Origin of the sequence: Luteibacter sp. E-22 (assembly GCF_049913125.1) — a bacterium.
Classification (GTDB): Bacteria; Pseudomonadota; Gammaproteobacteria; order Xanthomonadales; family Rhodanobacteraceae; genus Luteibacter.
Genome location: NZ_CP183975.1, coordinates 604,373 through 630,182 on the forward strand (window position 1 = coordinate 604,373; position 25,810 = coordinate 630,182).

Genomic DNA, 25,810 nt, shown 5'->3' on the forward strand with positions numbered 1-25,810 from the left:
GTCACTAGTCACGCGCGAGGCCCCACCGTGTTGAGCGATGGACATCAATCGGTTCGTTCTGCCGCAACAACCTCCTCCACAAACCCGCGATACGAATGAAGCGGCCGCCCCAGCAGGGCCACCAGCCGCTCGACATCGCCAGCCTCCGGCACCATTCCCTCGGTAACGAACCGCTCACCCATCAGGCGCATGTCGAAAGCCATCCAGCTAGGCATGTACTGGCGGAGGTTCTGCTCGAACCCAGCCATGTCTTCACCCGGGTAGGCGATCGGGCGGCCAAGCACGTCCGTCCAGATCGCCGCGACATCCGTTCCGGTGAGCGTGTCGGGGCCGACGACATTGATCCGGTTGAGCGGAAGCGGTTCTGCCGCTTGCTCGCGACGAAGCAGTTCGATGGCCGCGATCTCGCCAACGTCGCGTGTATCGACCATCGCCAGGCCTTTGCTGCCGATAGGCATGGGATAAATGCCATACCCCGTCACCACGTCCTTGATCGAAAGGTCGTTGTTGATGAAGTAGGCCGGTCGCAGGATCGTCGCGTGGAGGCCCATGTCCTCGATCATGCGCTCGACGCCGTGCTTCCCCGCGAAGTGCGGAACGTTCACGTAGATATCGCTATGGATTACCGACAGATAGACGATGCGTTCGATGCCTGACTCGCGGGCGACGTTGAGCGCGATGAGTGCCTGGGTGTATTCGTCGGCGGTCACGGCATTGAGCAGGAACAACGTGGAGACGCCCGAGAAGGCTGCCCGCAGGGAGTCGACGTCGAGCAAGTCGCCTTTAGCGACGGTAACGCTTGCCGGGAAGTCCGCCTTCGAAGGATCGCGTACGAGTGCGCGGACGTCTGCACCGCGCTTCACGAGCTGTTCGACGACGTGGCGGCCGACATTGCCGGTGGCTCCGGTAACGAGAATGGTCATGATGTTTACTCCGGTGATTTAAGAGGGGAGGGGTGACGGATTCAGATAGAGAAATCGACAACGACCTTGCCGAGCTGTGGCTGGGTCCGATTGCGTTCGATCGCCGCGGGGAGGTCGTCGAAGCGCACGACGGCGGCGACCTTGGACTGCAGGCGGCCCGCCGCCACGTCTTCGGCGATCGCGTGCAGGCGAGTGGCATCCGGCGTATTCACGAACCAGAGGCCGCGGCGTCCTGTGGGCGTGTTCGACGCGATGGCCGGCGATGCGGTGCTGACGATGACGCCGTCATCGGCGAGCACGGACCACGAGCGGCTCAACACCTCGCCACCGACGTAATCGAGTACAAGGTCGATGTCGCTCGCGCGATCTTCGAACTGTTCCTGGTCGTAAGCGATGACGTGGTCCGCGCCGAGGCCGCGGACGTAATTGCGGTGATCTTCCAGCGCGGTGGCGAACACCTCGGCACCCGCCTGATGGGCGAACTGCACGGCGAAGCCGCCGAGTCCGCCCGCGGCGCCCTGGATCAGGACGCGCTGGCCGGCCCGTAGCGGGCCGGCGAAATGAAGGCTCTGCCATGCCGCCACGGAAGCCACGGGCAACGCGGCGGCTTCCACGAAACCCAATGACTGGGGTACGAGGCTGAGGTTGGCCTCGTCGACGGCGACCAGGTCGGCATAAGCACCCAGTCGTCCGAGCGAGCCCATGACGCGGTCGCCTTGACGCAGCCGCGTCACGCCGGGGCCGACAGCCTCGACCACGCCGGCGAGTTCGATGCCCAGGGTGGTTGGCAGTTGCAACGGGAAGACATCCCGCACGTAGCCTTCGCGGACTTTCCAGTCCAGTCCATTGATTCCAGCGGCGTGGACGCGGACCAGGACCTGGCCGGCTTCGGGAACAGGGGCGTCGACGGAGGACGTCCGGATGGTTTCCGGGCCGCCGTACGCGGCGAGTTGCAGGGCGCGGATAGTGTTCATCGATGCATTTCCTTTGGCGTTCGGTGGGGTACGGACCAAACGATAAGGGGTTCCACATTCGATACACAGACCATAGAATCGAGACACCTGGTATCAAATACGAGACACCATGGATATCAATGCGCTCGATGACTTCCATCTCGTGGCAACCCACGGAGGCTTTGGAAAGGCCAGCCGTGCCACAGGCCGCTCCAAGGCAACGCTGTCGCGCCGGGTCGGGGATCTGGAAGAGGAACTAGGAGCCCGCCTGATCGAGCGCGGCACGCAACGGCTGGAGCTGACCGACGCAGGCCAGTTGTTGGTGGGGCGCACGGAAGGACCCATGCGCGAGATCGCCGAGGCGTTCGCCGCCGTACGCGATGGCCTCGCGATGCCACGCGGTCGTTTACGTATCGCGGCGCCGCAGCTGTTCTCGCAACTCGCCCTGGGAGGGCTCGCCGCGAAGTTTTTGGAGAGCTACCCGGAAGTACAGATCGAGACCGTGTCGGAAGACCGCTTCGTCAATCTGGTCGATGAACATTTCGACGTGGCCATCCGCATCAATCCGCAGAAGGACAGCGACCTCGTCGGGCGATGCTTCGCCCGGGATCGCCTGGTTCTTGCCGCGGCGCCATCCATTCCGATGCCCAAGGGTCGCCGGGACGGGCCTTTCCCGATGCCGGCCGTGGTCATGTCCACCTATCGCGATGGCGATGTGTGGACCGTTCGCAACGGCAAGCTCGCCATCGAACCGCAACCCGTGTTGCGCCTGTCGTCGCTCCTGATGGTTCGCGATGCCGTTGCCGCGGGCGCGGGTGTCGCCTTGCTGCCGCAATCGATCGTGGGAAACCTGCTCGAAAGCGGGGGCCTCGTGACATGGGGGATCGCGGGCAAGGACGTCGAGCTTTGGGTGCTGCATACGTCGCGACGCTTGCAAAGCCCGAAAGTGCGAGCCTTCGTCGAGTTCATGGCGCAGCAGTACCCCGGCGGGTCGTTCGCCATCCGTTGAGATAGATGGGGAATCAGCCCAGTGATGCTGCCAGCCGTGAGGTAATCGAAGACGTGTAGATCGACGATGCCGTCGAGCGTACTCCCTTGTCGTCTAGCGGTCAGCCGCCTTTCCGGTCAGCCATGGTTGCGGTTCGACCAACTCGAACACGTTGGACTCCACCGCGTCCTTGCGTAAGTGCGGTCCGTGGCCCGCGCCATAGATGACGAGCACGCGGTCTCCCGGCTTCGTCGCCAGTGCGCGGATATGCGTGAAGATGCGCAGGTTGCGCGCATACCACTGACCGACCCATGCCGCGCCGGGGTTGTTGGTGTCGTCGCCGAAGAGCGGGAGCTCGAAGTAGCCTTTCGCGTCCTCGTTCATGTGCTTGGGGTCGTTCCACATGAGGTACCAGTCGGTCACGCTGTGGCCTTTCAGGTATTCGGTCTCCTTTGCCGCCGTGGCCTTCCATGGAGCGACGGTCTTCTCCAGCAAGTCGGCCTTGCCATGTGCTTTCGCCCATGCCATCCAGTCGTAGTCTGCGTCCTTGCCTGGAGCGTCCCCATTCCAGTCGACGGCATCGACACGCGGCAATCCAAGCTGCTTGGCCAGCCGCAATCCGATCTGGTCGGTTTCGTCTGCCGACAAGGTGTAACGCCCGGCCCGATAATCCGCGTAGCGCTTATCGAGCTCGGCTTGCTTGGCATAGGGATATTCGATCGCGATGTGCGTGGGCTTCCACGCGGCGAGCCGCGCGACCATCTGCTCGATCTCGGCCTGGCGTGCGGGCGTCCGCACGTCTTCCACCTGCGTATTGGCCACGTCGCGATTGTGGTTGGCCAGGTGGCCCGAACCAAGGAACATCATTTTCGGAGCCTCTTGGGCCGTGGCGGCGAGCGACGCCAAGGCCAGGAAGGTGACGGATATCCAGCGATGCATGTTGAACCCCTGCGATGGCGAATGAGGGGGTGAGATGCCACACCTGCCCGAATGGTTGGCATGACTGATGGCATGACCGGCGGACTCCGGTCATGCCTGGCAAGGACGGCTAAGTCGCCACAACGTCGTACTCGTGAGCCGCTCCGTGCGAAGCCACGGCGACGCGATACTCCATCAGCAATGGCGACGGCATCGCACATGCCGGATGCATCCGGGCCAACTGCAGGATCGATCCCGAGACGCCACTCATCAATCCGGGGGTGAACGCATCGCGTGCCAGGCCACCGACGATGCCGTGCTCCTCGATGCTGGACAGCACGATGGCCGCCGCAGGTAGTGCGGTATCGGGCACGAGGGAGGGATCGAGCCGCGTCGCGCGCGTCAGCAACTCCCAGGTGCTGAGGTCACCGTGGCAGAGGGTGTGACTGTGTCCCCAGCCGCCGTCGGCCGCCGCGCGCACCGCGCGGCGCAGCGTATCCAGGTGGCGCGGGTGCCTCGTTCGGTCGTAGAGGTCGCACGCGGCCAGCCCGATGCCGACGCTGCCGTGGCACCAGGTGTTCGCGAAGTCGCCACTGTCGGGCTTGCGCACGTCGATCCAGTTGCCCGCCTTCATGTCGTATAGCGACTCTTCGAAATCGAATGCCAATTCCGCGAGGTTGAGCCAACGGTGCCGGTCGTCCGCGTCGCCGGCATCGCTGAGGCCGAGGCGCGTGAGCGCCCAACCGGTGCCTGTCGCGCCATGGGCGAACCCGCCGATCGGCTCGTCGAATATGGAAGCGGGCCAGCGTGCCCCGCGTTCATCGACGATGGCCACCGCTTCGAGATGCCTGCCCGCGCGTCCGGCGAGCGCAAGCCAGCGCGAATCGCCGGTGGCTTCGGCTAGGTTGAGCAAGGGAACGATCGCGCCGCCGACGCCTTCGAGGATATCGAGCACGCGTTCGTTCTCGATGTCCCAGCGTTCCATGCGCGTCGCCTGCGCCACGGCGCGCGCGAGGAAGCCTTCGCCGGGGTGAAGGTGGTCGAGCGTCAGCCACGTCTGCACCTGTGAACCCAGGCCGATGAAACCGCCGATCGCCTCGGCTTCGTCGGTGTCCTCCGCCGTGCGCAGGATGCGAAGCACGCCATTCAACGCCTTCATGGTGCCGTCGACCTCGTCGAGCCGTCCGTGACGCATCTCCTCGGCATAGCCGGCAAGTGCGATGGCGATGCCGCCGAGGCCGACATAGAGGTTCGGCTGCAGCGTGCGCATCGTCCAGCCGCCACGGCCGAGGATGGGACTGATCCAGGTCATGGTCCCGTCGTTGCCGCGCACGGAAAGGCGCAGGAGCTGTTCGAGCGTCTCCCGGGCCATCGACCGCCGCCGCCGGTCCAGGTCCCCGGCATGGGTGTTCCGGGCGGAAAGATCGTAGGGCGAACGCTTGTCGTCGTTGAGCCGCACATTGAGGTGGGCGGTGACGAGGGCGCCCCGAATGGTCAGTTCCTCCAGCTCGATGCGCATGTCCAGCCAGGCTTGGAACACCTCGTCCCGCTGCGACTCGTCCAGAACGTTGGCGAAGACGGGAACGTCGCCATGGCGCATGTCGTCGATCTCACCGGCGATGAGGGCCGGGTCGGAAGGGGCGACGGGCGAGACGGCGGCATTTCGTGCCAGGAGATCGCGGGCACGCTCGATGGCGGCCCGCTCGTCGTGCAGCGACGCGGGATGCCAGAGCATGCGCATCACCTCGACATACGCCTGTGTCGGCCGCCGGATGCGTCGTATGCGGCAGCCGACGAAGGCTTCGAGCAACGGCGCGAGCGCCCCGCTGCGGTGCCGTTCGACGAGCGCATCGGTCATCGTGCGGAAACCCGTGACGATGTCTTCCCAGAAGCGCGAAATGTCGGGGTTGGTACATGGGTGATTCTTGCCGGTCTCGATCTCGACACTGACCAGTCCGACCCGGGCGTCGGTCGTCCCGGCATCGACGATCTCCGGCACGCGGATCTTCGGTTGCTCACCCTGGAGCGCGCCGATCGCGGAGATGTCGACGCCGTCCAGGCCCAGCACAGGTGCACGAAATGGTACCAGCCCCGTGCGAAGCACCGACGAGCGGATGAGCGCTTGCGCGAGGTCGACCGCTTCGCCCTTCTGCGAGGGCGGGAGGGGAATCTCCGTGACGAACAGGCTTTCGACGTCGACCACGTATGGGATGGTGGACGACGCTATCAGGTTCTCGTAGTGGATATCGGTGCCGCCGAGCAATCGCATGACCGCGAGCCAATGCCCGATATTGCGATAGAAGACGGCCAACTGCGCGTCGTCGGTGCAATGGACATGGTCGACATGGCGGCTCCATCCGTAGTCGCCCCGATCGAGCACCGCGGGTACGCGTATGCGTGAGGGATCGTCGTGGAGCACCGTGTCGAGAAAGCGGTCCAGTACGGCGTCGACGCGCAACGACCTCGGCTTGTACATGACCGTACCGCCGGCGAAGGTCAGGCGCGCCACGGACTGTCCGCCCTCATGGACATCGCCCTCGCCGAGGTACAGCGAGCGCAGCTCGCCCAGATCGGCTCCGACGAAGAGGGATAAGGCTTCACGGTCGGCGGCCAGCCGAGAAAGCATGGTGACGATGGCATGGCGCTGCTGGTCCAGCACCTTCGTGAGGCGAGGTGTCAGCACGGGATAGCGGCGATCGATCGCCGCGATGAATCCCGGTGTCATGGCTTGCGCGACGAAGGCGGCGAAACGCGAGGCCTCGGTCCCCTCGGGCAGGTCACCGGAAAGTTTTGCCGCATGCAGCTCCAGCAGGAGCACGCGGTTGAGCTTTCGTTCGGCGTTGTCGAGCAAGGCGCGTTCCGCGACCTTTGCGACGAGCAGGCGCTCCACGTCGTCGAGCCCGGCTTGGCGAGCGATGTCCTCGGCGAGCCGCAGGCGTACGTGGTCCGTGAGGAAGGCGATGACAGGGGCGAAGGCGTTCTGCGGCGCGGATGCATCCATGGGCGGTCCCGACGATACCGTTGCGGTTTCTAGGATGGCGAAGGGATAGCCGTGGTGGTTGGCCACGGCTATCGCGGCTACCGCGTGTTAGCAGCAGACGCCCGGCCGGGAGGCCGTACAGGAACTACAGTTGGAAATCAGTGCGATGTCCGTGCTGGTCATCGCCATCACGGTCTGGGCATGGCCCTCGGTGTAGAGCGAACCCGCCGGATTGTCATACCCACCTACGCTGTCGGCGCCACTCAACCATCCCGCCAGGATCTTGTCGGTCTGCATACGAGTACTCCTCAGGTGTTACGAATGTGCGCCCGGACGTTGAAGAAGCGCGTCGCGGCGGGCGCGTCCACGACGACGCCGCCGGAGCATTCTGATGACTCCGGGGCAAGGATTTGCCTTGTTTGCCGAATTTGCGCGCAAGAGACGACGCATGCCGGTGATCGGTGTCTGGCACCATGCGAAGACGCCGCCACGACGGGTGGAAGGACGCATCGATGATCCTCAAGCGCTTCATCCTTCGACACCGTGCCCTCGTCCTCGGTGCCGTGGCCCTGTCCGCCGCGAGCGCCCTGTCCACCATGATGCTGCTGTCGCATATCAACGAGCTGGCGGCCAACGGCGTGCATGCCGGCCGCACGGCGCCCCTGGTGGAGGGTGCGGGCTGGCTGGTCGCCGTGCTCACGACAGGCGCGCTATCGCAGTTCATCCTGGCCCGTCTGGGCGGCGATCTCGTCGCGCAACTGCGGATCGACCTCTCGCGCCGTTTCATCGACCTGGAGTACGAGAAGCTGGCCAACGAGAAGCACGCGATCTTCGGTTCGCTCATCGAGGATGTGGCGAGCATCGCGCCGCTGGTGCTCGTCGCCCCCTTGCTGGCGTACAACGGGCTGCTCATCGTGCTGTATGCCAGCTACCTCGCCAGCGTTTCGCCGCCGCTCCTGGGCATCCTCGCCGCATTTCTCGGTGTCACGGTCGTGGTCTCGCTGGCATTGGAGCGGTTTCTCCGCCGGCGCTTCGACGCCTTGCGCGAAGCGAACGAAAAGGTCTTCGAATACTTCCGCTACCTCAGCGAAGGAAAGAAGGAACTGGCGCTCAATGCCGCACGCGCCAGGCATGTCGCCGAGGAACTCATCCGTCCGGCCATCGGCCGTTCCCGCCGATTGATGATCCAGGTGCATACGGGCCTGGGTTTCAACGAGGCGTGGTCGTCGGCGGTGATCTACGCATCGGTCTTCGTCATCGTCTATGTCGGTTACGCGAGCCTGGCATTGCCGCAGGCGACGCTCATGCGCTTCGTCATCGGCGCACTGTTCCTCAGTGGCCCGGTCGCGTTCATCGTGAGCGCGGCACGGCAGGTGGGCGTCGGTACGGCCAGCTTGCGTCATCTCCAACGCGTCGGCCTGGACCTTGGTGGTGACGTCGATCCACCCGCACGCGAGGCGGATACGGGCATCGGCGACGAATGGCGCAGCATCGCGCTCAGGGGCGCCACCTATGCCTATGCCGGCGAGGAGGACGGACGGGTAGCGCTCGGCCCGGTCGACATGGAAATCCGGCGCGGCGAACTCCTCTTCATCGTCGGAGGCAACGGCAGTGGCAAGTCGACCTTGTTGCTCCTGCTCGCCTCGCTGCTCACGCCACGCACAGGCGAACTCGTCGTCGACGGCGTGCCATTGAAACGGGACAGGCAGCGGCATCGTGAGCGTTTCACGGGTGTGTTCGGCGATTTCTTCCTCTTTCCGCACGTGCTCGACGTGGCGGGACATCCTCTTCCCGACGAACGCATCCGGACACTGCTGGTATCGCTGGGGCTGGGCTCGCAGGTCGAGGTGACGCAGGGGGAATTATCGAAGCTCACCCTTTCCACCGGACAGCGAAAGCGCCTGGCACTCTTGCAGTGCTATGCGGAAGACCGCGATATCTTCTTCTTCGACGAGTGGGCCGCCGACCAGGACGCCCACTTCCGCGATTACTTCTATCGCAGCTTGCTGCCTGAGTTGAAGGCGCGTGGCAAGACGGTCGTGGCGATCACCCACGACGACAGGTATTTCTCCCTGGCCGACCGCGTGGTGAAGCTCGAAGCAGGGCGCATCGTTTCCGATACGCGGCGTCGCGATGATGAAGCGGCAGCGGAGTCGGTACCGGCTCCGGCAGAACATTGGCCAGCGTCTACGGATAAGCGGCTTTCGCCAGGAACGATCGGACGGTAGAGGCGACCTTGGTGACTGCACCGATCCGTGTCGAGGCGGGCGCTCGAAGCGCTTACTAACTTGGCGATGCATTTCTGTCGGGCCGCGCAATCAACCAGAACACCCATGCAGCGAATAATCCCAATGTTCCGGTGAAGATAGCGAAACCGACGAACGGCGACCATGACGAGGCGGAAGATCCATCAGATAGATTCCTGATTATCGCCTCCCAAAAAATGATCACTGCGGGAACCACTCCGCAAAGAAAACCCGCAGGTAGATAAATCCAGACCGCAAATAGACGTAGGTGGCGAAAAAGCAGATGTAGTGGAATTCCCAGAAGAAGCATCGTCAAATAGCCTATCGGTAGCGCAATCTGAAGTAGCCAGATGCCTTCTCGTGGCCGTCCTGCCAGAGAGATAAGGATCAGGAGAGCTCCGGGTACCGCGGGCGATATGAGCGCCGCTGTAGTCAATCGGCTGAGATGGCGCTTTATTGCAAGCATGAGTTACCCCATCCCTGCCCGCAGGTCGCTTTGCTTGAAGGTGATGGGGCCTCGACGTTCCATATGCTGTTGATAACCTTCCCGCTCAAAGTGCCTGGAGCCTGCAGACCTGCCGTTCCTTCGCCCCATGTTTGAATGAGCGTCCCGCCAGCCGGCGTCTGCACAGCCTCCCTCACGACAATGCCTGATGCGAGTTCATGACCGTCCAACGTGACATTGACGATAGCTGGCTGGCCATCTTTTTGATTCGTCACGGTGAATGACATGACAGGACTGGTTGTCGTGGTCAAGAAGTTTCCTATCAATGGCGTTGCATCGTTCCGAGTGCCATCTGGCGTGGCCCCATTGGAGAATCCCGGTGTAGGGTTGCTCACCAACTGCTCCTGTGCCTCGGACAATGGAACTCCCTCCGCCATCACCGGTACGCTATAAAAATGGTAATTTTGGGATGACGCTGTGAAGTCTACGAACTTCGGCTGTGCACGAAACGATACGTCATAGGCAGACGTAACGCAGTTAGTCATACCATTGGTTGTCCGGCAATCGCGGCCATCAGGATCGAAATTGGTTACTGGATTATTATTCGCATAGGTATAGCGATTCATGCGGGAAATATCACCCGCCTTGGCAGTTGTTGGGTCAATGCTCAGGAAACGTCCAGTCGACGGATCGTAATATCTTGCCTGCATGTAACTCAGGCCAGAATCTGGATCGGGCAAATGACCTGTGTACCCTGGTTGAGGTTGCAGTTCGCCTAGCACGATGGTGCCAAAGGGTTTGTAGTCGTTGGTGGATTTCAGGTTTCCTTGCGCATCGGTAACAGCGAGCACGGTCCCTTGTGCGTCCGTGTAGAAGTACGTGACCTCACTCGATGCGGTTGCACGAAAAACCATTCCGCCAAAAAGACATGCCGTGAGTACGACAATCGCCTTACCCATTTGTTCATCCTTGTTCCCCCGATGAAGCCAGATATATCGGCTCAAGCCGTCTAAGTCCAGAGGGTTGGCTGCGAAAGCTGTAGATGAAGTTCCGATGTCTTGCCTATTGAGGACTGTAGCTTGTATCCGATGTAATGGCCGAACTCGTAAAGTTCGGCCCACCGCGGCACGGTGCCGGCGGTGGGCCGAAGTATCGCTGTGATCCGAGTTGATTATTACCGCAGGTCGAACCGGTCGAGGTTCATCACCTTCGTCCAGGCGGCCACGAAGTCGCCGACGAATTTCTCCTGCGCGTCGGCGCTGCCGTAGACTTCCGCCAGCGCGCGCAGGATGGAGTTCGATCCGAAGACCAGATCCACGCGGCTGCCGATCCATTTCAGCTTGCCCGTGCCGCGCTCGCTGCCTTCGAACGACTCCCTGGCGGGGGAGGTCGGCTTCCATACCGTGCTCATGTCGAGCAGGTTACGGAAGAAGTCGTTGGTCAGCGTGCCCGGGCGATCGGTGAAGACGCCTTGCTTGCTTGCCTCGACATTCGCGCCGAGCACGCGCAGGCCACCCACGAGCACCGTCATTTCCGGCGCGGTCAAGGTCAGCAACTGCGCCTTGTCGATCAGCAACGCCTCGGCCGGCACGCTGTAGCGACCCTTGACGTAATTGCGGAAACCATCGGCGGCGGGTTCCAGCGGCTCGAAGGAGGCGACATCGGTCTGTTCCTGCGAGGCGTCGGTGCGACCCGGTGCGAAGGGAACGGTGACGGCACTCCCGGCATCCTTCGCCGCTTTCTCGACGGCGGCGCTGCCCGCCAGCACGATCAGGTCAGCCAGGGAGATCTTCTTGCCGCTTGCCTGCGCGCCATTGAATTCGGTACGGATGCCTTCCAGGCGTTCGAGCACCTTCGCCAGTTGCGCGGGCTGGTTGACCTTCCAGTCCTTTTGCGGCGCGAGACGGATGCGCGCGCCGTTGGCTCCGCCGCGCTTGTCGCCACCACGGAACGTGGAGGCGGAGGCCCAGGCGGTCGAGACCAGTTCCGACACGGTGAGGCCGGAGGCCAGCACTTTCTCCTTGAGCTGCTTGACGTCGTTCTCGTCGACCAGCGGGTGGTCGACCTTGGGTACCGGGTCCTGCCAGATCAGTTCCTCGGCGGGCACCTCGGGGCCGAGGTAGCGCGAGCGTGGCCCCATGTCGCGATGGGTCAGCTTGAACCAGGCGCGCGCGAAGGCATCCGCGAACTCTTCCGGATGATCGAGGAAGCGACGGGAGATCTTCTCGTAAGCCGGATCGAGGCGGAGCGAAAGATCGGTCGTCAGCATCGTCGGCTTGCGGTTCGGACCGCCATGCGCATCGGGGATGACATCGCCGCTGTCCTTCGCCACCCATTGGTGCGCGCCGGCCGGGCTCTTCGTCAGCTCCCACTCGTGCTTGAACAGGTTCTCGAAGAAGAGGTTGCTCCACTTCGTCGGCGTCTGCGTCCAGGTGACTTCCAGGCCGCTGGTGATGGTGTCGCGACCGGCTCCGCTGCCATAGCTGTTCTTCCACCCCAACCCCTGCTGTTCGAGGTCGCCCGCCTCGGGCTCGGCCGCGACGTTGGCCGCCTCGGCCGCGCCATGTGTCTTGCCGAAGGAATGGCCACCTGCGATCAGGGCGACGGTTTCTTCGTCGTTCATCGCCATGCGCGCGAAGGTCTCACGGATGTCGTGCGCCGCGGCGATCGGGTCCGGCTTCCCTTCGGGGCCTTCCGGATTGACGTAGATGAGACCCATCTGGACGGCCGCGAGTGGGTTCTCCAGGTTGCGCCCGCCTTCGGTGCGGTCTTCTTCCTCACCGTGCAGCTCGGGATCGGCGACCAGTACGCCTTCGCTCTTCGGCGTGACCTTGCCGTAGCGGTGATCGCCACCGAGCCATTCGGTCTCGTTGCCCCAATACACGTCCTGGTCGGGTTCCCACGTGTCCTCGCGTCCGCCAGCGAAGCCGAAGGTCTTGAATCCCATGCTTTCCAGGGCGACGTTACCCGTGAGGATCAGGAGATCGGCCCAGGAAATGCTGTTGCCGTATTTTTGCTTGATCGGCCAGAGCAGGCGGCGTGCCTTGTCGAGGCTGACGTTATCCGGCCAGCTGTTCAGCGGAGCGAAGCGCTGCTGGCCACGGCCACCGCCGCCGCGTCCATCGCCGATGCGGTAGGTACCCGCGCTGTGCCACGCCATTCGGATGAACAGCGGACCGTAGTGGCCGAAGTCGGCCGGCCACCACTCCTGCGAATCGGTCATCAGGTCGGTCAGGTCTTTCTTCAGCGCGGCGAGGTCGAGCTTCTTGAACGCCTCGGCATAGTCGAAGTCCGGCGCGAGGGGGTTGGATCGGGACGAATGCTGGTTGAGCAGGTCGACCCTCAGGCGTTTAGGCCACCAGTCGCTATTGGTCGTGCCGCCGCCGGCGGTGTGATTGAAAGGACATTTCGCTTCGCTCGACATCAGCGGGTCTCCTGTGGCTTGCCGGGACGAAGGACCGAGCGCCGGCGACTCGTGGTTTACCTAGTGCCTGGATCATGGCCTGATTGTGAGCATTGCAGAAATTGATTGATCTTATGATGACAAGAGGCTGTGCCTATCAAGAGCTAGCGCAACTCTTGCAATCGGATCAGGTTTCCGGCCGGGTCGCGAACGGCGCAATCGCGAACCCCATACGGCTGGTCGGCAGGTTCCTGGACGATTTCCGCGCCGCTGGCTTGCAGCCGGTCGAAAGCCTCGTCGAGGTTCCTCGTGGCCAGCAGGAGGATGGCGAAGGTGCCCTTGGCCATCATCTCGGCGATCGTGCGGTGCTCCTCCTCGGTGACGCCGGGCGAGGCGGCCGGGGGATACAGGACGATGGAGGTACCCGCCTGGTCGGCGGGGCCGACGGTGATCCAGCGCATGCCGTTGTACCCGACGTCCTTGCGAACCTCGAAGCCGAGGATGTCGCGATAGAAGGCCAGGGAAGCCTCGGGATCGTTGTGCGGCAGGAAGCTGGCGTGGATGGTGATGTCCATGGCGACGGTGCTCGTTGGTTTGGGAGCGGTCATCCTAGTCGTCGCATCGAACGGGGCGCTTCTCGATTCCTGACCGGTCGCGTGACCTGCTTCGCCACGCACGACGGCATACCGGACACCGCCTGCGCCTCCCGCTGGCGATAGACACTCGGAGGCATGCCGACCAGTTCCGTGAAGCGGGTGCTGAAGGTGCCGAGCGAAGAACAACCCACGGCGAAGCAGACATCGGTGACGCTGAGGTCGCCGCGACGCAGCAAGGCCATCGCGCGCTCGATACGGCGCGTCATCAGGTAGGCATAGGGCGATTCGCCATAGGCGAGCCGGAACTGGCGGCTGAGGTGGCCCGCGGACATGTGTACGCCGCGGGCGAGTGCTTCGACGTCCAATGGCTGGGCGTACTCGCGGTCGATGCGATCGCGGACCCGGCGTAGACGTGCCAGGTCGCGCAGATGCTGTGGCGGGGCGGGCCGGTCGGTCACGCGGCGGATCGTGACACGCCGCACCTTCTTCCCTCAAGCCGGTTGACGCTATCGGCGCGGCGCGCTTTCATCGGGAGATCTCTCTCCAGGATCTCCCCTTCGATGCCCCAGCGCACGCGCCGTCTCCTGGCTGGCATGGCCGCCGTTCTCGTCACCGGCATGGCCGTGGCCGCTGCCAGCACACCCTCGCCGTGGTGGAAACACGCTCTGATCCTCGAGATATACCCACGCAGCTACGGTGACAGCAACGGCGACGGCGTAGGCGACCTCGACGGCATCACGGCCCATCTCGACGACGTGCGCTCGCTGGGCGCCGATGCGATCTGGATCGCGCCGATGTATCCCTCGCCGCAGGTCGACTTCGGCTACGACATCTCCGATTACCGCGCCGTGGATGCGCAGTACGGCAACCTCGCGGATTTCGACCGGCTGCTTGCCGAGGCGAAGAAGCGTCACGTCCGCGTGCTCCTGGACATGGTGTTGAACCACACTTCCGACAAACACGCATGGTTCATCGAATCGGCCGGTTCGCGCCAGAACGCCAAGGCCGACTGGTACATCTGGAACGATGGCGTGGACGCGAACGCCCCGGGCGTGACCGCATTCCAGAAGCGGTTCGTCCACGAGGGCAAGGTGCCGCCGAACAACTGGGAGTCCGTCTTTGGCGGCTCGGCGTGGGAATGGGTACCGGCACGCAAGCAGTTCTACTACCACCGCTTTTACCGGCAGCAACCCGACCTGAACTGGCGTAATCCAGCCGTGGAAGCGGCGATGTTCGACGCGATGCGCTTCTGGCTCGATCGCGGCGTCGCCGGTTTCCGGCTCGACGCGATCTCCACCTTGTTCGAGGATACGCGGCTGCGCAACGATCCGGAGCGGGGCGGTACCAACGCGCAGGGCGATCCGAACCTGCACAACCAGTACAGCGACAACCTGCCGGAAGTGCACGACGTCATGCGCCGCATGCGAAAGATGGTGGACGGCTATGCCGGCGATCGCGTACTCATCGGCGAAACCTATACACCCGAGACAAGCGATCTGCTGCCCTGGTACGGCGGCGAGCACAAGGACGAACTGCATCTGCCGATGGACATGATCCCCGGCTTCGGCTGGCAGGCGAAGTTCGACGCGGGCTGGTTCCGCGAACACTTGCAGGCCGCGCAGACCGACCTGCTCGGCGAACCGCCGCTGCTGGTCTTCGACAACCACGACAATCCGCGTTCCATCGACCGGTTCGGCGATGGCCGCAACGACATCGCCCGCGCACGTATCATCGCCGCCCTGTTGCTGACGAACAGGGGCGTGGCGCTTACGTACTATGGCGCTCCCATCGGCATGACCACGAGCACGCCCACGCGCAAGGAAGACGTGCGCGATCCCATCGGTATCACCGGCTGGCCGAAGGAAAAAGGGCGCGATGGCGAACGCACGCCGATGCAATGGACGGCCGGGCCGCAGGCGGGCTTCTCCACGAATCCGAAGACGTGGCTGCCGGTGGCCGCCAACTACCGTACCGTCAATGTCGCCAGCGAAATGGCGGACCCGTCGTCCCTCCTGCAGTGGTATCGCAAGCTGAGCGCGTTGCGCCGGGACAACCCCGCGCTGCGCGGCGGTGCGATGACCTTCGTCGACACGAAGAACCCGGACGTGCTCGCCTATGTACGCGAAGGCAAGGAACCGGTGCTGGTCGCCATGAATTTCAGCGGCGAACCAAGGCCGCTGACATCGGGTGTCAAGGGCCACGGCTTGCGCACGCTGGCCGCCAGCGACGCCTCCCTGGGCCGATCGGACAAGCTCGACGGTACGATCCTGCCGCCGTACTCCGTCTGGGTGATTTCTTTCGACAGATAAGCACCTATAGTCGCGCGATCACTCCCCGGGCATCCCCATGAGCACCATCATCGATACCGACATGACCGACCGCCGGCCGCTGGGCCGTGGCGATGCCAAGACGCTGATCCTGTCGGCGCTCGGTGGCGCGCTCGAGTTCTACGACTTCGTGATCTTCGCGTACTTCGCCAAGACGCTCGGGCACCTGTTCTTCCCGCCGGGAACCTCCGACTGGGTGGCACAGTTGCAAGCTTTCAGCATCTTCGCCGTGGGCTATCTCGCGCGGCCACTCGGTGGCTTGGTGATGGCGCATTTCGGCGACCGGGTCGGCCGCAAACGCATGTTCACGCTAAGCGTGTTCCTGATGGCGGTACCGACCCTGTGCATCGGTTTCCTGCCCACGTACGCGACGATCGGGGTACTGGCGCCCGTGTTGCTTACGCTGTTGCGCGTGGTGCAGGGCATCGCCATCGGCGGCGAGGTGCCGGGCGCGTGGGTCTTCGTTGCCGAGCACGTGCCTCGGCATCGGGTCGGCCTGGCATGCGCGAGCCTGAGTTCCGGCCTCACCTTCGGCATCCTCATCGGTTCGCTGGTCGCCGCCGCCATGAGCGCCCGCATGTCCGAGGCGGCGATGCTCGACCATGGCTGGCGCATCGCGTTCCTCCTGGGGGGCGTGTTCGGGTTCTTCGCGGTGTACCTGCGCCGCTGGCTCAGCGAGACGCCGGTATTCGCGCGCATGCGCGAGCGCAAGGAACTGACGACGGAGTTGCCCGCGTGGGTCGTCCTGCGCGATCACCTGCCGGGCGTGGCCTTGTCGATGGTCGTCACCTGGGTGCTCACGGCGGCTATCGTCGTGGTGATCCTGATGACGCCGACGCTGATGCAAACGGCCTTCCATATCGAGCCGGCCCGGGCCTTCACCGGCGGCAGCTTCGCCGCGTTTTCCCTGTGCGTCGGCTGCGTGCTCGGTGGTCTGCTGGTGGACTGGCAGGGCAAGGCGCGCGCGATGCTGGTGGCTTCGGTGGGGTTGGCCGCCAGCACCTATGCCTTGTACCTCGACCTGAGAAGCGGCGGCACCCACCTGCTTGCGCTGTATTCGCTGGCCGGGCTGTTCGCGGGCGTGGCGGGCATCGTGCCATCGGTGCTGGTCGCCGCCTTTCCGCCGGCCATCCGTTTTTCGGGTATTTCCCTGTCGTACAACGTGGCTTATGCCATCTGCGGTGCGGCCACCCCGGTCCTGGTGGGCTACCTGGCGAAGACAGCGGGCGGGCTGGGGCCTGCGCACTACGTCGGTCTCGTTGCCCTGGTCGGCATCGCCAGCTCCTTGTACATGATGCGGAAAGGGCGGGGCACGGACGCGGGCTGAGCCGTCGGGCCGCTCTCCGCTTCACGCATTTTTCATGCCCGTGACGAGGGCGGTCCCCCGACTGTCCGATACAGTTGCGCCGGCTTCGTACCTTCGGCATGCTTTTCCCATCGAGGCATGTCGCCGCGAACATGGGTCGTTCCCCGCGACCCGCCGTCGTCCCCCTACTCGTCGCTCCAGACCCCATGACTGACGTCATCACCCTAGGCTGGCGCGAACGGCTCGCACTTCCGTCGCTCGGCATTCCCGTCCTCAAGGCCAAGCTCGATACGGGCGCGCGCTCGTCGTCGCTGCACGTCGAATGGCTGGAAGTGGACCAGCGCTCCGATGGCACATGGCTGCGCTTCCAGGTGCGCACCACGCGCAAGGGCGGGGTATCCGCGCCCTGCGAGGCGAAGGCGACGGGCCAGCGTTCGGTCACGGACTCGGGCGGTCACACCACCACGCGCTGGTTCATCCGCACGGAAGTGGAACTGGCCGGCCACCGCTTCATGGCCGACGTCAACCTGACCGACCGGCGTCACATGCTGTTTCCCCTCCTGCTCGGCCGGACCGCCCTCGATGGGCGTTTCCTGGTCGATCCTTCGCTTTCCTACTCGCAGACGCCGCGCCGCGCCGTCCGGGACCCGTCATGAAGATCGCCATCCTGTCGCGCAACGCGCGGCTCTACTCCACCCAGCGGCTGGTGGAGGCTGCGCGCAAGCGCAAGCACACGGTGCGGGTGATCGACCCCCTGCGTTGCTACATGAGCATCGCGCCGCAATCGTTCGCCATCCACTTCAAGGGCAAGCCGCTCGGCCCGGTGGACTGCGTGATCCCGCGGATCGGCGCATCCAGCACGTTCTATGGCACGGCGGTGCTGCGCCAGCTGGAACTGATGGGCGTCTTCACCCCGAACCCGTCCGATGCCGTGCTGCGCGCACGCGACAAGCTTCGGTGCCTGCAATTGCTGGCGGCACGCGGCGTGGACATGCCCCTGACCGCCTTCGGCGACAACCCCGACGACACCGCCGACCTCATGGCGATGCTCGGCGACCCGCCGCATGTCATCAAGCTCAACGAAGGGACCCAGGGCGCCGGTGTGGTCCTGGCCGAGAAGCGCTCGGCGTCGCAGAGCGTCATCGAGGCGTTCCGCGGCCTCTACGCCAATTTCCTGGTCCAGGAGTTCATCCGCGAGGCGAACGGCCAGGACCTGCGCTGCTTCGTCGTCGGCGACCAGGTGGTGGCCTCGATGCAGCGGTCGTCGGCGCCGGGCGAGTTCCGCGCGAACCTTCACCGTGGCGGCAGCGCGGCCCAGGTGACCCTGACCGACGACGAGCGCCGGGTGGCGATCGAGGCCGCCTCGGCGTTGGGGCTGGAGGTGGCCGGTGTGGACCTGCTGCGCTCGTCGCGCGGGCCGCTGCTGCTCGAGGTCAACGCTTCCCCGGGGTTGGAGGGCATCGAGGGCAGCACCGGCGTCGACGTGGCCGGTGCCATCGTCGCCCATTGCGAGGCCCGGCTGGCCGGCCGTCCGGCCGTGCCGAAGGCCCGCCGGCCCAAGGCCCCGAAGGGGTTAACAGCGATTTAAAGGGCGCTCCCCTATAAAGGTCCCACTGTGATTCCGCGACGCGGGGTGACGGTATCGGGGCAGTAGTTCTTTCGGCCCGGGCGGGTTCCCCCCGTCCGGGCCTCTCTTTTAGTTCTGTCCGCTTCACGGTTTCCCCGTTAAGCTTGCCGTCGCAATACTCATAAGACTCAAGCGACCGCACAACGGAGTGCCGCATGCGCGTTCTGGTCATCGAAGACAATACCGACATCGCGACCAACATCGGGGACTACCTCGAGGATCGTGGTCACGTGGTCGATTTCGCCGGCGACGGCGTCACCGGCCTGCATCTGGCCGTGGTGCACGATTTCGACGTCATCGTGCTCGACCTGACCCTTCCGGGGATGGACGGGCTCGATGTCGCCAAGAAGCTGCGCCACGAGGCGCACAAGCAGACGCCCGTGCTCATGCTCACGGCGCGCGATTCGCTGGAGCACAAGCTCACGGGTTTCGAGTCCGGCGCCGACGATTACATGACCAAGCCATTCGCCCTGCAGGAACTGGCGGCGCGCCTGGAAGTGCTGGCGCGGCGTGGCAAGGGCCCGCAGAGCCGGGTGCTCAAGGTCGGTGGCCTCACCTACAACCTCGACACGCTCACGGTGACCCGCGAAGGCAAGTCGATCCAGCTGAATCCCATCGGCCTGAAGCTGTTGCAGGCGCTGATGGAGGCCAGCCCCTCCGTGGTGACCCGCCAGGATCTCGAACAGCGCGTCTGGGGCGAGGAACTGCCCGATTCGGATTCGTTGCGCGTGCATATCCACGGGCTGCGTGCGGCCATCGACAAGCCCTTCGAGGAACCGCTGATCCACACGCGTCACGGTATCGGATACCGCATGGTCGTTCCGGATGCGGTCCAGACGTAAGCTTCGTTTCCGCCTGATCGTCACGTTCACGCTGTTCGGGTTCGGCCTGAGCGCGTTGTTCGCGTTCGCCGCGATCAACATCCGTGAGCGCGTCGAAGAACAGCTGATCAACTCGGCCCTCCAGGACGAGGTCGATTCGCTGAACGAGCAGGTGCGCGCCAATCCCAACGAGCGTCCGCAGTTCAACATCGTCAAGGCGTCCACCTTCAGCGACCGCACGATCTACAAGGCGCCGCTGAACTGGCAATCGCTCGACACCGGCGTGCACGATCTCCACGAGACGGAAAACGACGGCAAGAACCACCATTACAAGGTGGCGGTGCGGCGGGACGGCGGCATCATCAATTTCCTGCAGTTCGACGTTTCCCGCGACGAATTGGGCAAGCGCCAGCTGATCACCAGCGTGGTCGCGGCCGTTTTCCTGTTCGGCCTGTTTTCGCTGGTGCTGGGCGTATGGTTGTCGTCGCGCGTCTTGCGGCCGGTGACCGATCTGGCGCGCCGCCTGCGCGACTTCCGTCGCGTGGGCAAGGCCGAAGCCCTGGCTCCGCATTTTGCCGACGACGAGGTAGGCGAGCTTGCCGTGGCACTCGACGAATACGCCATGCGGCTGACGTCGGTGGTCGAGCGCGACCGCGAATTCAACTCCGACGTGAGCCACGAATTGCGCACGCCGCTCGCGGTCATCGCCAGCACCACGGAACTGTTGCAGGGCTCTCCGGATCTCACCGACAAGCTGCGTGAGCGCCTGAAGCGCATCGAACGCGCCTCGCGCCAGGCCACCGAACTCATCGAAGCCCTGCTGCTGTTGTCGCGTGCGGAGCGCCGTGGGCCGACGCGTGGCGAGACAACGGACGTCGCGAAGGTCGCCGCCGACGTCATCGAGAGCCAACGTCCGCAGATGGGTGGCAAGCCGATCGAGATCGAACTGATCGCGGACGGCTCGGTTACCGTCAATGCACCCGCATCGGTGCTTTCGGTGGCCCTGACCAACCTCATCGGTAACGCGATCAAGTACACGATGGAAGGCAAGGTCACCGTGCGTGTCCTCGACGGCCACATCGACGTTATCGATACCGGCCCCGGGATCAAGCCGGAGGATGCCGAAAAGCTCTTCCAGCGTGGCATCCGTGGCGAAAGCGCCACCGGTGGTGGCGCGGGCCTGGGCCTCGCCATCGTTCGCCGCCTGTGCGAACTCTACGATTGGGACGTTTCCCTGCGTCCCCGCCCCGAGATGGCCGGCGCGATCTCGACGATCGACTTCCGTTAGGCACAGGGAGCCGGCGCGGCTCCCTTCGCTGTCATCTCAGCTGTCATCAAGATTTCATTTGGACGCCCGACTATCCAACGCTTCCACGGCGTGTACCGGGCTGCCTCAGGGGAGGGGCTGCGGCGCGTCAGCGTGAGTAAGGATGCCGCTCTTGTTGAAGCAGACCGTTCTGGCCATCGCCCTGGGCATGGCCTTCGCTTCCGTCGCCCATGCGACGGACACCGATACCACGGCCGGCACCGCCGATACCGCGGCCAAACGCGACAAGGCGCAGGATCTCGACGCCGTTTCCGTCATCGGCACGGGCGAGACGCGCCAGGTGCAGCGCCTGCGCACCTCCGACCAGAAGGTGCTCCCCCCGGGAACCAGCTTGCAGAAGGTGTTGAACGTCCTGCCCGGCGTGAACGCCCAGTCCGCCGATGCGCTGGGCACCAACGAACAGTCCATGACCTTGAGCTTGCGCGGCTTCAGCGGCACGCGGCTGGGTTACACGCTGGATGGCATGCCGCTGGGCGACAGTGCGTACAACAACTACAACGGCCTCTCGATCAACCGCGCGCTGATCTCCGAGAACTTCGCCGGTGCCGAACTTTCCGAAGGCATCGGCAATCTCGGCACGCCTTCCACGAGCAACCTCGGCGGCACCATCGCCTACAGTTCCAGCGATCCGCTCAAGACCATGGGTGGCCGCGTCGTGCAGGGCTTCGGCAGCGATCAGAACCGCCACACCTTCGCCCGCTTCGATACCGGCGAGTACAACGGGTTCTCGATGTACCTCTCCGGTGCGCGCACCACGTCGGACCTCTGGAATAACCAGAGCGCCTACAACGGCTCGACCACGAAGCAGTTCAACGGCAAGGCCGTATGGGACTTCGACTGGGGCCGCCTCACTGGCTTCGCGGATACCTCGCGCACTTCGCAGGCCGATTATTTCTATCTGTCCAAGAGCGAACTGGCACGCGGCCTGGGCTGGGACTGGGGTGGCTACGCGCCGGACTGGCAGCGCGCCATCGGCAAGGCCTACTGCAACGCCGGTACGCTCAATGCGAAGCTCTGCGACAAGAGCGGCGCGGACACCGATGCCGACGGAGCCTTCACTGCCGGACAGATCCTGCGCGACGACGACCTCTACTATCTCGCAGGCGACTTCTTCCCCAGCGATTCGGTCACCATTCACGCCCAGGTCTATCACCACGAGGATGCTGGCGAAGGACACAACTGGAACAGCGGCACCTATTCGTATCCGGGTACGCCGCGCCAGTTGCCGATCATCTTCCGTAACACCCTGTATACGATCAACCGCTCCGGCGCGATCCTCTCCGCCGCGTGGGATATCGCCAACCAGCACATCGAAGGCGGCGTCTGGTACGAGCACAACGTCTCCAGCGCCTCGCGTTACAGCAGCTATGTCAGCGGACCGCGCGACCTGAGCGCACCCATAGACACCACGCCGGACCTTGGCGTTTTCGCGCAGCGTACGGTATGGAACACGCGACAGGCGTTCCTGCAGGACACGATCCGCTTCCTCGACGATGCGCTCACCGTCGACGTCGGCGTGAAGAGCCCGCACGTCACATCGCAAGCCACGGCGCTGCCTGGCGACGCCGTGCAGCCGATCAAGCCGACGTCGAACAACCAGTTCGCCAGCGGCAAGCTGAGCGCGAGCAAGGCCCTGCTGCCGCAGTTCGGCGCACGCTACAAGATCGCCGACGGCCAGGAGGTTTTTGCCAGCTTCGCGAAGAACATCGCGATGTTCCAGGGTGGCTTCAAGCTCGGCCCGCAGGCGGTGAGCCAGGCCATCTGGGATACGCAGGGCGATCTCAAGCCCGAGAAATCGCGCAGCCTGGAAGCGGGGTATCGCATCGAGACTGGTCCGGTGGCCGCGTCGGTGGCCGCGTACAACGTGCGCTTCGACAACCGGCTGCTCCAGTACAACCCTTGTGACTCGCGCCAGCCGGTCGGCCCGTCGTGCGGCAACCGCTTCTACAACGTGGGCGGCGTGGACAGCCATGGCGTCGAAGTGACCTTCGTCTGGACGCCGACCGATCATCTGCGCTGGTACAACTCGGCCTCGTACAACCGCTCCACCTATGCCAGCGACTACGTGCAGGCAGGCGTCGTCCAGCACACCAAGGGCAAGATCCAGGCCGACACGCCGACCAAGCTCTTCGCGACGCAGATCGACTGGACGCAGGGTGCGTGGTTCGCCTCCCTGCGCGGCAAGTACACGGGCGAGCGCTTCTACACGTACACGAACGACCAGGGCTTCGGCGGCTTCACCGTTTGGGATCTTTCCGGTGGTTACGACTTCGGACCGGTGTCCTTCGCCAAGGACATCCGCCTGTCGATCAACGTGACCAACCTGGGCGACAAGCGCTACGCGAGCAACTTCGATTCGAGCGCCTTCGTGCCCAGCGATCCGAAGGGCACCGCGTACGTATTTCATGCCTCGGCGCCGCGCCAGTACTTCGCCAACCTCGACGTGCGCTTCTGATGCTGCGCATGGTCGGCGGTCTGACCGTGGTGCTCCTGCTGGGCAGCGCGGCGGCACAGACGGGCGAGGTGCGGGTGCCGGACATCGCTTCGACGCCGTTGCCCAGGGCCATCCAGATGGGTGGCACGACTTATATCGACAAGGGGCTCGTCGCCACTGGATCGCTGGCGGCCGGCACAGTGGATTTCCTCGGCGACACCCTCGGTTCGTTCTCATCGCTGATGATCGAGCCAGGGAGTTGGAAGCGGGAAGGCGATACGTACACCGGCACTCTATGGACGTTACCGGACCGTGGCCGCAACGATCCGGAGCACGACGTGTTCTTCGATTATCGGGGGCGGTTGCACCGGTTTCGTTTCAGCATGACGGTGGGACGGGCGCGTCTTGTGTTGGTGCCCGACGGAGGGCGCGAGTTGTGCGACTTCGACGGCAGGCCGTTCACGGGAGCGGAGCCACGAGACGGACTGCGTACGGAGCGCGGCATCGTCCTGCCTTCACCCGCGAAAGGAGTGGGCGCCGGCAAGGTGTCGCTGGACGCCGAGTCATTGCAGTTCACTCGTGATGGCGGCTTCTACGTGGGTGACGAGTACGCCGCCAACGTCTACCGCTTCGACGCGAAAGGCCGGCTCGCCGGTGTCCTCGTTCCGCCGAGATCGGTGCAGCCGCTCGACGCCGATGGCAAGCCCGACTTCACGTCCCTGCGTGCGCCCGCGAGTGGTCGGCGCAATAACCAGGGCGTGGAAGGCATGGCGCTTTCGCCCGACGGCAAGCGCCTGTTCGTGGTGTTGCAGAGCGCCCTTGTGCAGGACAGCGTTCCTGGCGATGCCTCGGGCCGCACACTGACGCGTGTGCTCGTCTACGACGTGAGCCGGAATACGGTGCCGAAGCGTCCCGTGGCGCATTACGTGGTTCGCCTTCCCGCGTACGACGACAAGGGCGACGGTGGCGCGCCGAACAAGACGGCGGCACAGAGCGAGATCCGGGCCATCGACGACCACCGTTTCCTCATGCTCGCCCGGGATGGCAATGGCTACGGTGCCGAGAACGGCAAGCCCATCGTGTTCAAGAGCGTGTTGCTGGTGGATACGGATGGTGCCAGCAACCTCGCGGGAACCAGATACGAGACATCGACGACGCCGGTGCTGGGACAGGATGGCAGTCTGCGCGCCGAGATCCATCCGGCCACCTGGAAGCCGCTGGTCGATCTGCTGGACCCCGCCGATCTCGCACGGTTCGGGCTTTCGATCGAGCGTGACAAGCCGGGCATGGCGATGCTTTCCGAAAAGTGGGAGGCGATGGATCTCGTCCCCGTGCTCGACCCGGCCTACCCGGACGACTGGTTCCTCCTGGTCGGCAACGACAACGACTTCATCGCGAAGCACTGCGTCATGGAAGGCCAGCGTTGCGATTCCGCCATCGACAACGACAACCGCATCCTCGTGTACCGGCTGACCTTGCCGGGCATGCGTTCCACCGCCGCCTCCCACCACCACTGAAGGGTCATGCGCATGATGAAACGTACGGTTCTATCCCTGCTATCGGCCACGCTGCTGCTCGGCGCCACGGCCAGCCACGCCAACACGCCGGCCTACGTCGACAGCAAGGAATACAAGGTGCTGCTCGATCCCACGCGTTTCGCCAGCAATCCCTCCAGCGCGGCCGCCACGCTCCTGCACGATGTCTCGGTGCGCCTGTCCGCGCTCGCCTTCGACAAGACGATCAGTGGCAGCTTCAGCGCGGGCGATCGCGACACGCTGGCCTACTACGACACGCCACACAGCTGTTCGCTGATGAGTCGTGGCTACACCGTGCGTACGCGCGCCGGCGATCACAACGATATCCAGTTCAAGTTCCGCCACGCGGATGAAGAGCTGGCCTACTGGACGGACGTATCGGGTGCGGGCAAGAACAAGGAGACCAAGCTCGAGACCGACGTCACGCCGGGCAGCCTCGTACTCGCGCATTCCACCAAGCAGGATGCCACCACCACGCCCACCACCGTCTCGGCGTTGATCAAGCAGTTCCCCGGCGCATCGGCATTGTCCGATATCTCCACTGCCGGGCTTTCTCCGGTGGCGGGCGTCACGGTGACGCAGCAGGAATACGACGGTCCGGAATCCGATATCGGGCAATCGGTGGCCGAGTTCACGCTCACTCTGTGGTACGTCAACGGCGCATCCACCCCCGCGCTGGCCGAGTTGTCGTTCCGCGTCGAAGCCGACGCCGACAACTACTTCACCACGCCGGTGCTCACCCGCTCGCAGACCCTGAACAAGGCGATCGGCTCGATCGGCAACGGCTGGAACATCGCCAACGACGGCGGCAAGACCAGCTGGCTCTACGCCTATAAGTCGTCCACCTATCCGAACGGCTTCTGCAACTAAGCGATAGCGCAGACTTTCCGGAACATGGCCCCGGGCGGGAAGCGGCCTCGGTCGCGATCGGGTTCTTTCGCACGCCCGATCGCGGGCCAGCGCGCTTCCCGCCCGAAGGTC

General features: G+C 64.3%; 20 protein-coding genes. 11 read left to right on the forward strand and 9 right to left on the reverse strand.

Translation table 11 applies throughout. The annotated features are described in order from the left end of the window. Nucleotides 1–44 precede the first annotated feature (44 nt). Entirely contained in the window at nucleotides 45–923 is an 879-nt protein-coding gene (locus tag ACN9M2_RS02630; protein WP_426286627.1) for an SDR family oxidoreductase, read from the reverse strand. Nucleotides 924–964: 41 nt separating this feature from the next. Further along, nucleotides 965–1,897: an NADP-dependent oxidoreductase gene (locus tag ACN9M2_RS02635; protein WP_426286628.1), complete on the reverse strand. Its 933-nt coding sequence runs from the start codon at nucleotides 1,895–1,897 to the stop codon at nucleotides 965–967. A gap of 109 nt (nucleotides 1,898–2,006) precedes the next feature. Between ACN9M2_RS02635 and ACN9M2_RS02640 the strand changes: the two genes are divergently transcribed. Continuing rightward, on the forward strand, nucleotides 2,007–2,885 hold the full coding sequence (locus tag ACN9M2_RS02640; RefSeq protein ID WP_426286629.1) for a LysR family transcriptional regulator: 879 nt from the start codon (nucleotides 2,007–2,009) through the stop codon (nucleotides 2,883–2,885). Between the two features lie 93 nt (nucleotides 2,886–2,978). On the opposite strand, the gene ACN9M2_RS02645 is transcribed toward ACN9M2_RS02640, so the two are convergent. From ACN9M2_RS02645 to ACN9M2_RS02655, 3 genes are all read right to left on the reverse strand, one after another. Continuing rightward, nucleotides 2,979–3,803 (reverse strand): DUF5694 domain-containing protein, encoded by an 825-nt coding sequence (locus tag ACN9M2_RS02645; protein ID WP_426286630.1) that lies wholly within the window; start codon nucleotides 3,801–3,803, stop codon nucleotides 2,979–2,981. Nucleotides 3,804–3,912: 109 nt separating this feature from the next. Beyond that, nucleotides 3,913–6,783, reverse strand: a complete 2,871-nt coding sequence (locus ACN9M2_RS02650) for a type 2 lanthipeptide synthetase LanM family protein (protein WP_426286631.1) — start codon at nucleotides 6,781–6,783, stop codon at nucleotides 3,913–3,915. An 87-nt stretch (nucleotides 6,784–6,870) separates the two neighbouring features. Beyond that, complete coding sequence (locus tag ACN9M2_RS02655) at nucleotides 6,871–7,059, reverse strand: DUF6229 family protein (RefSeq protein ID WP_306850975.1); 189 nt, start codon at nucleotides 7,057–7,059, stop codon at nucleotides 6,871–6,873. 215 nt (nucleotides 7,060–7,274) lie between these two features. Between ACN9M2_RS02655 and ACN9M2_RS02660 the strand changes: the two genes are divergently transcribed. Further along, entirely contained in the window at nucleotides 7,275–8,990 is a 1,716-nt protein-coding gene (locus ACN9M2_RS02660; protein ID WP_426286632.1) for a cyclic peptide export ABC transporter, read from the forward strand. 471 nt (nucleotides 8,991–9,461) lie between these two features. On the opposite strand, the gene ACN9M2_RS02665 is transcribed toward ACN9M2_RS02660, so the two are convergent. The 4 genes from ACN9M2_RS02665 to ACN9M2_RS02680 all read right to left on the reverse strand — a co-directional run bounded on the left by ACN9M2_RS02665 (nucleotide 9,462) and on the right by ACN9M2_RS02680 (nucleotide 13,934). Beyond that, a complete protein-coding gene (locus ACN9M2_RS02665; RefSeq protein ID WP_426286633.1) occupies nucleotides 9,462–10,412 on the reverse strand; it encodes an RHS repeat-associated core domain-containing protein in 951 nt (316 codons plus the stop codon). 215 nt (nucleotides 10,413–10,627) lie between these two features. After that, nucleotides 10,628–12,877 (reverse strand): catalase/peroxidase HPI, encoded by a 2,250-nt coding sequence (katG, locus tag ACN9M2_RS02670; protein ID WP_426286634.1) that lies wholly within the window; start codon nucleotides 12,875–12,877, stop codon nucleotides 10,628–10,630. A 143-nt stretch (nucleotides 12,878–13,020) separates the two neighbouring features. Beyond that, the gene (locus ACN9M2_RS02675; protein ID WP_371022620.1) at nucleotides 13,021–13,431 is read right to left on the reverse strand and encodes a VOC family protein; all 411 of its coding nucleotides are present in this window, start codon (nucleotides 13,429–13,431) and stop codon (nucleotides 13,021–13,023) included. Between the two features lie 29 nt (nucleotides 13,432–13,460). After that, a complete protein-coding gene (locus ACN9M2_RS02680) occupies nucleotides 13,461–13,934 on the reverse strand; it encodes a helix-turn-helix transcriptional regulator (RefSeq protein ID WP_426286635.1) in 474 nt (157 codons plus the stop codon). A gap of 78 nt (nucleotides 13,935–14,012) precedes the next feature. Here ACN9M2_RS02680 and ACN9M2_RS02685 point away from each other — a divergent pair, with 78 nt between their 5' ends. The 9 genes from ACN9M2_RS02685 (at nucleotide 14,013) to ACN9M2_RS02725 (ending at nucleotide 25,699) form a co-directional block, all read left to right on the forward strand. Next, a complete protein-coding gene (locus ACN9M2_RS02685; RefSeq protein WP_426286637.1) occupies nucleotides 14,013–15,761 on the forward strand; it encodes a glycoside hydrolase family 13 protein in 1,749 nt (582 codons plus the stop codon). 37 nt (nucleotides 15,762–15,798) lie between these two features. Then, nucleotides 15,799–17,106, forward strand: coding sequence for an MFS transporter (locus ACN9M2_RS02690; RefSeq protein ID WP_426286638.1), 1,308 nt, complete (start codon nucleotides 15,799–15,801; stop codon nucleotides 17,104–17,106). Nucleotides 17,107–17,291: 185 nt separating this feature from the next. Then, nucleotides 17,292–17,741, forward strand: coding sequence for an ATP-dependent zinc protease (locus ACN9M2_RS02695; RefSeq protein ID WP_426286639.1), 450 nt, complete (start codon nucleotides 17,292–17,294; stop codon nucleotides 17,739–17,741). Then, entirely contained in the window at nucleotides 17,738–18,673 is a 936-nt protein-coding gene (gene rimK, locus ACN9M2_RS02700) for a 30S ribosomal protein S6--L-glutamate ligase (RefSeq protein WP_426286640.1), read from the forward strand. Before ACN9M2_RS02695 ends, rimK begins: the two co-directional genes overlap by 4 nt. 194 nt (nucleotides 18,674–18,867) lie before the next feature. Next, the gene (locus ACN9M2_RS02705; protein WP_426286641.1) at nucleotides 18,868–19,554 is read left to right on the forward strand and encodes a response regulator transcription factor; all 687 of its coding nucleotides are present in this window, start codon (nucleotides 18,868–18,870) and stop codon (nucleotides 19,552–19,554) included. Further along, on the forward strand, nucleotides 19,538–20,821 hold the full coding sequence (locus ACN9M2_RS02710; RefSeq protein ID WP_426286642.1) for a sensor histidine kinase: 1,284 nt from the start codon (nucleotides 19,538–19,540) through the stop codon (nucleotides 20,819–20,821). The genes ACN9M2_RS02705 and ACN9M2_RS02710 overlap by 17 nt, the downstream gene beginning before the upstream one ends. Nucleotides 20,822–20,963: 142 nt before the next feature. Then, a complete protein-coding gene (locus ACN9M2_RS02715; RefSeq protein WP_426286643.1) occupies nucleotides 20,964–23,315 on the forward strand; it encodes a TonB-dependent receptor in 2,352 nt (783 codons plus the stop codon). Then, on the forward strand, nucleotides 23,315–24,811 hold the full coding sequence (locus ACN9M2_RS02720) for an esterase-like activity of phytase family protein (RefSeq protein ID WP_426286644.1): 1,497 nt from the start codon (nucleotides 23,315–23,317) through the stop codon (nucleotides 24,809–24,811). Before ACN9M2_RS02715 ends, ACN9M2_RS02720 begins: the two co-directional genes overlap by 1 nt. A 12-nt stretch (nucleotides 24,812–24,823) precedes the next feature. Continuing rightward, complete coding sequence (locus tag ACN9M2_RS02725) at nucleotides 24,824–25,699, forward strand: hypothetical protein (RefSeq protein WP_426286645.1); 876 nt, start codon at nucleotides 24,824–24,826, stop codon at nucleotides 25,697–25,699. Nucleotides 25,700–25,810 lie beyond the last annotated feature (111 nt).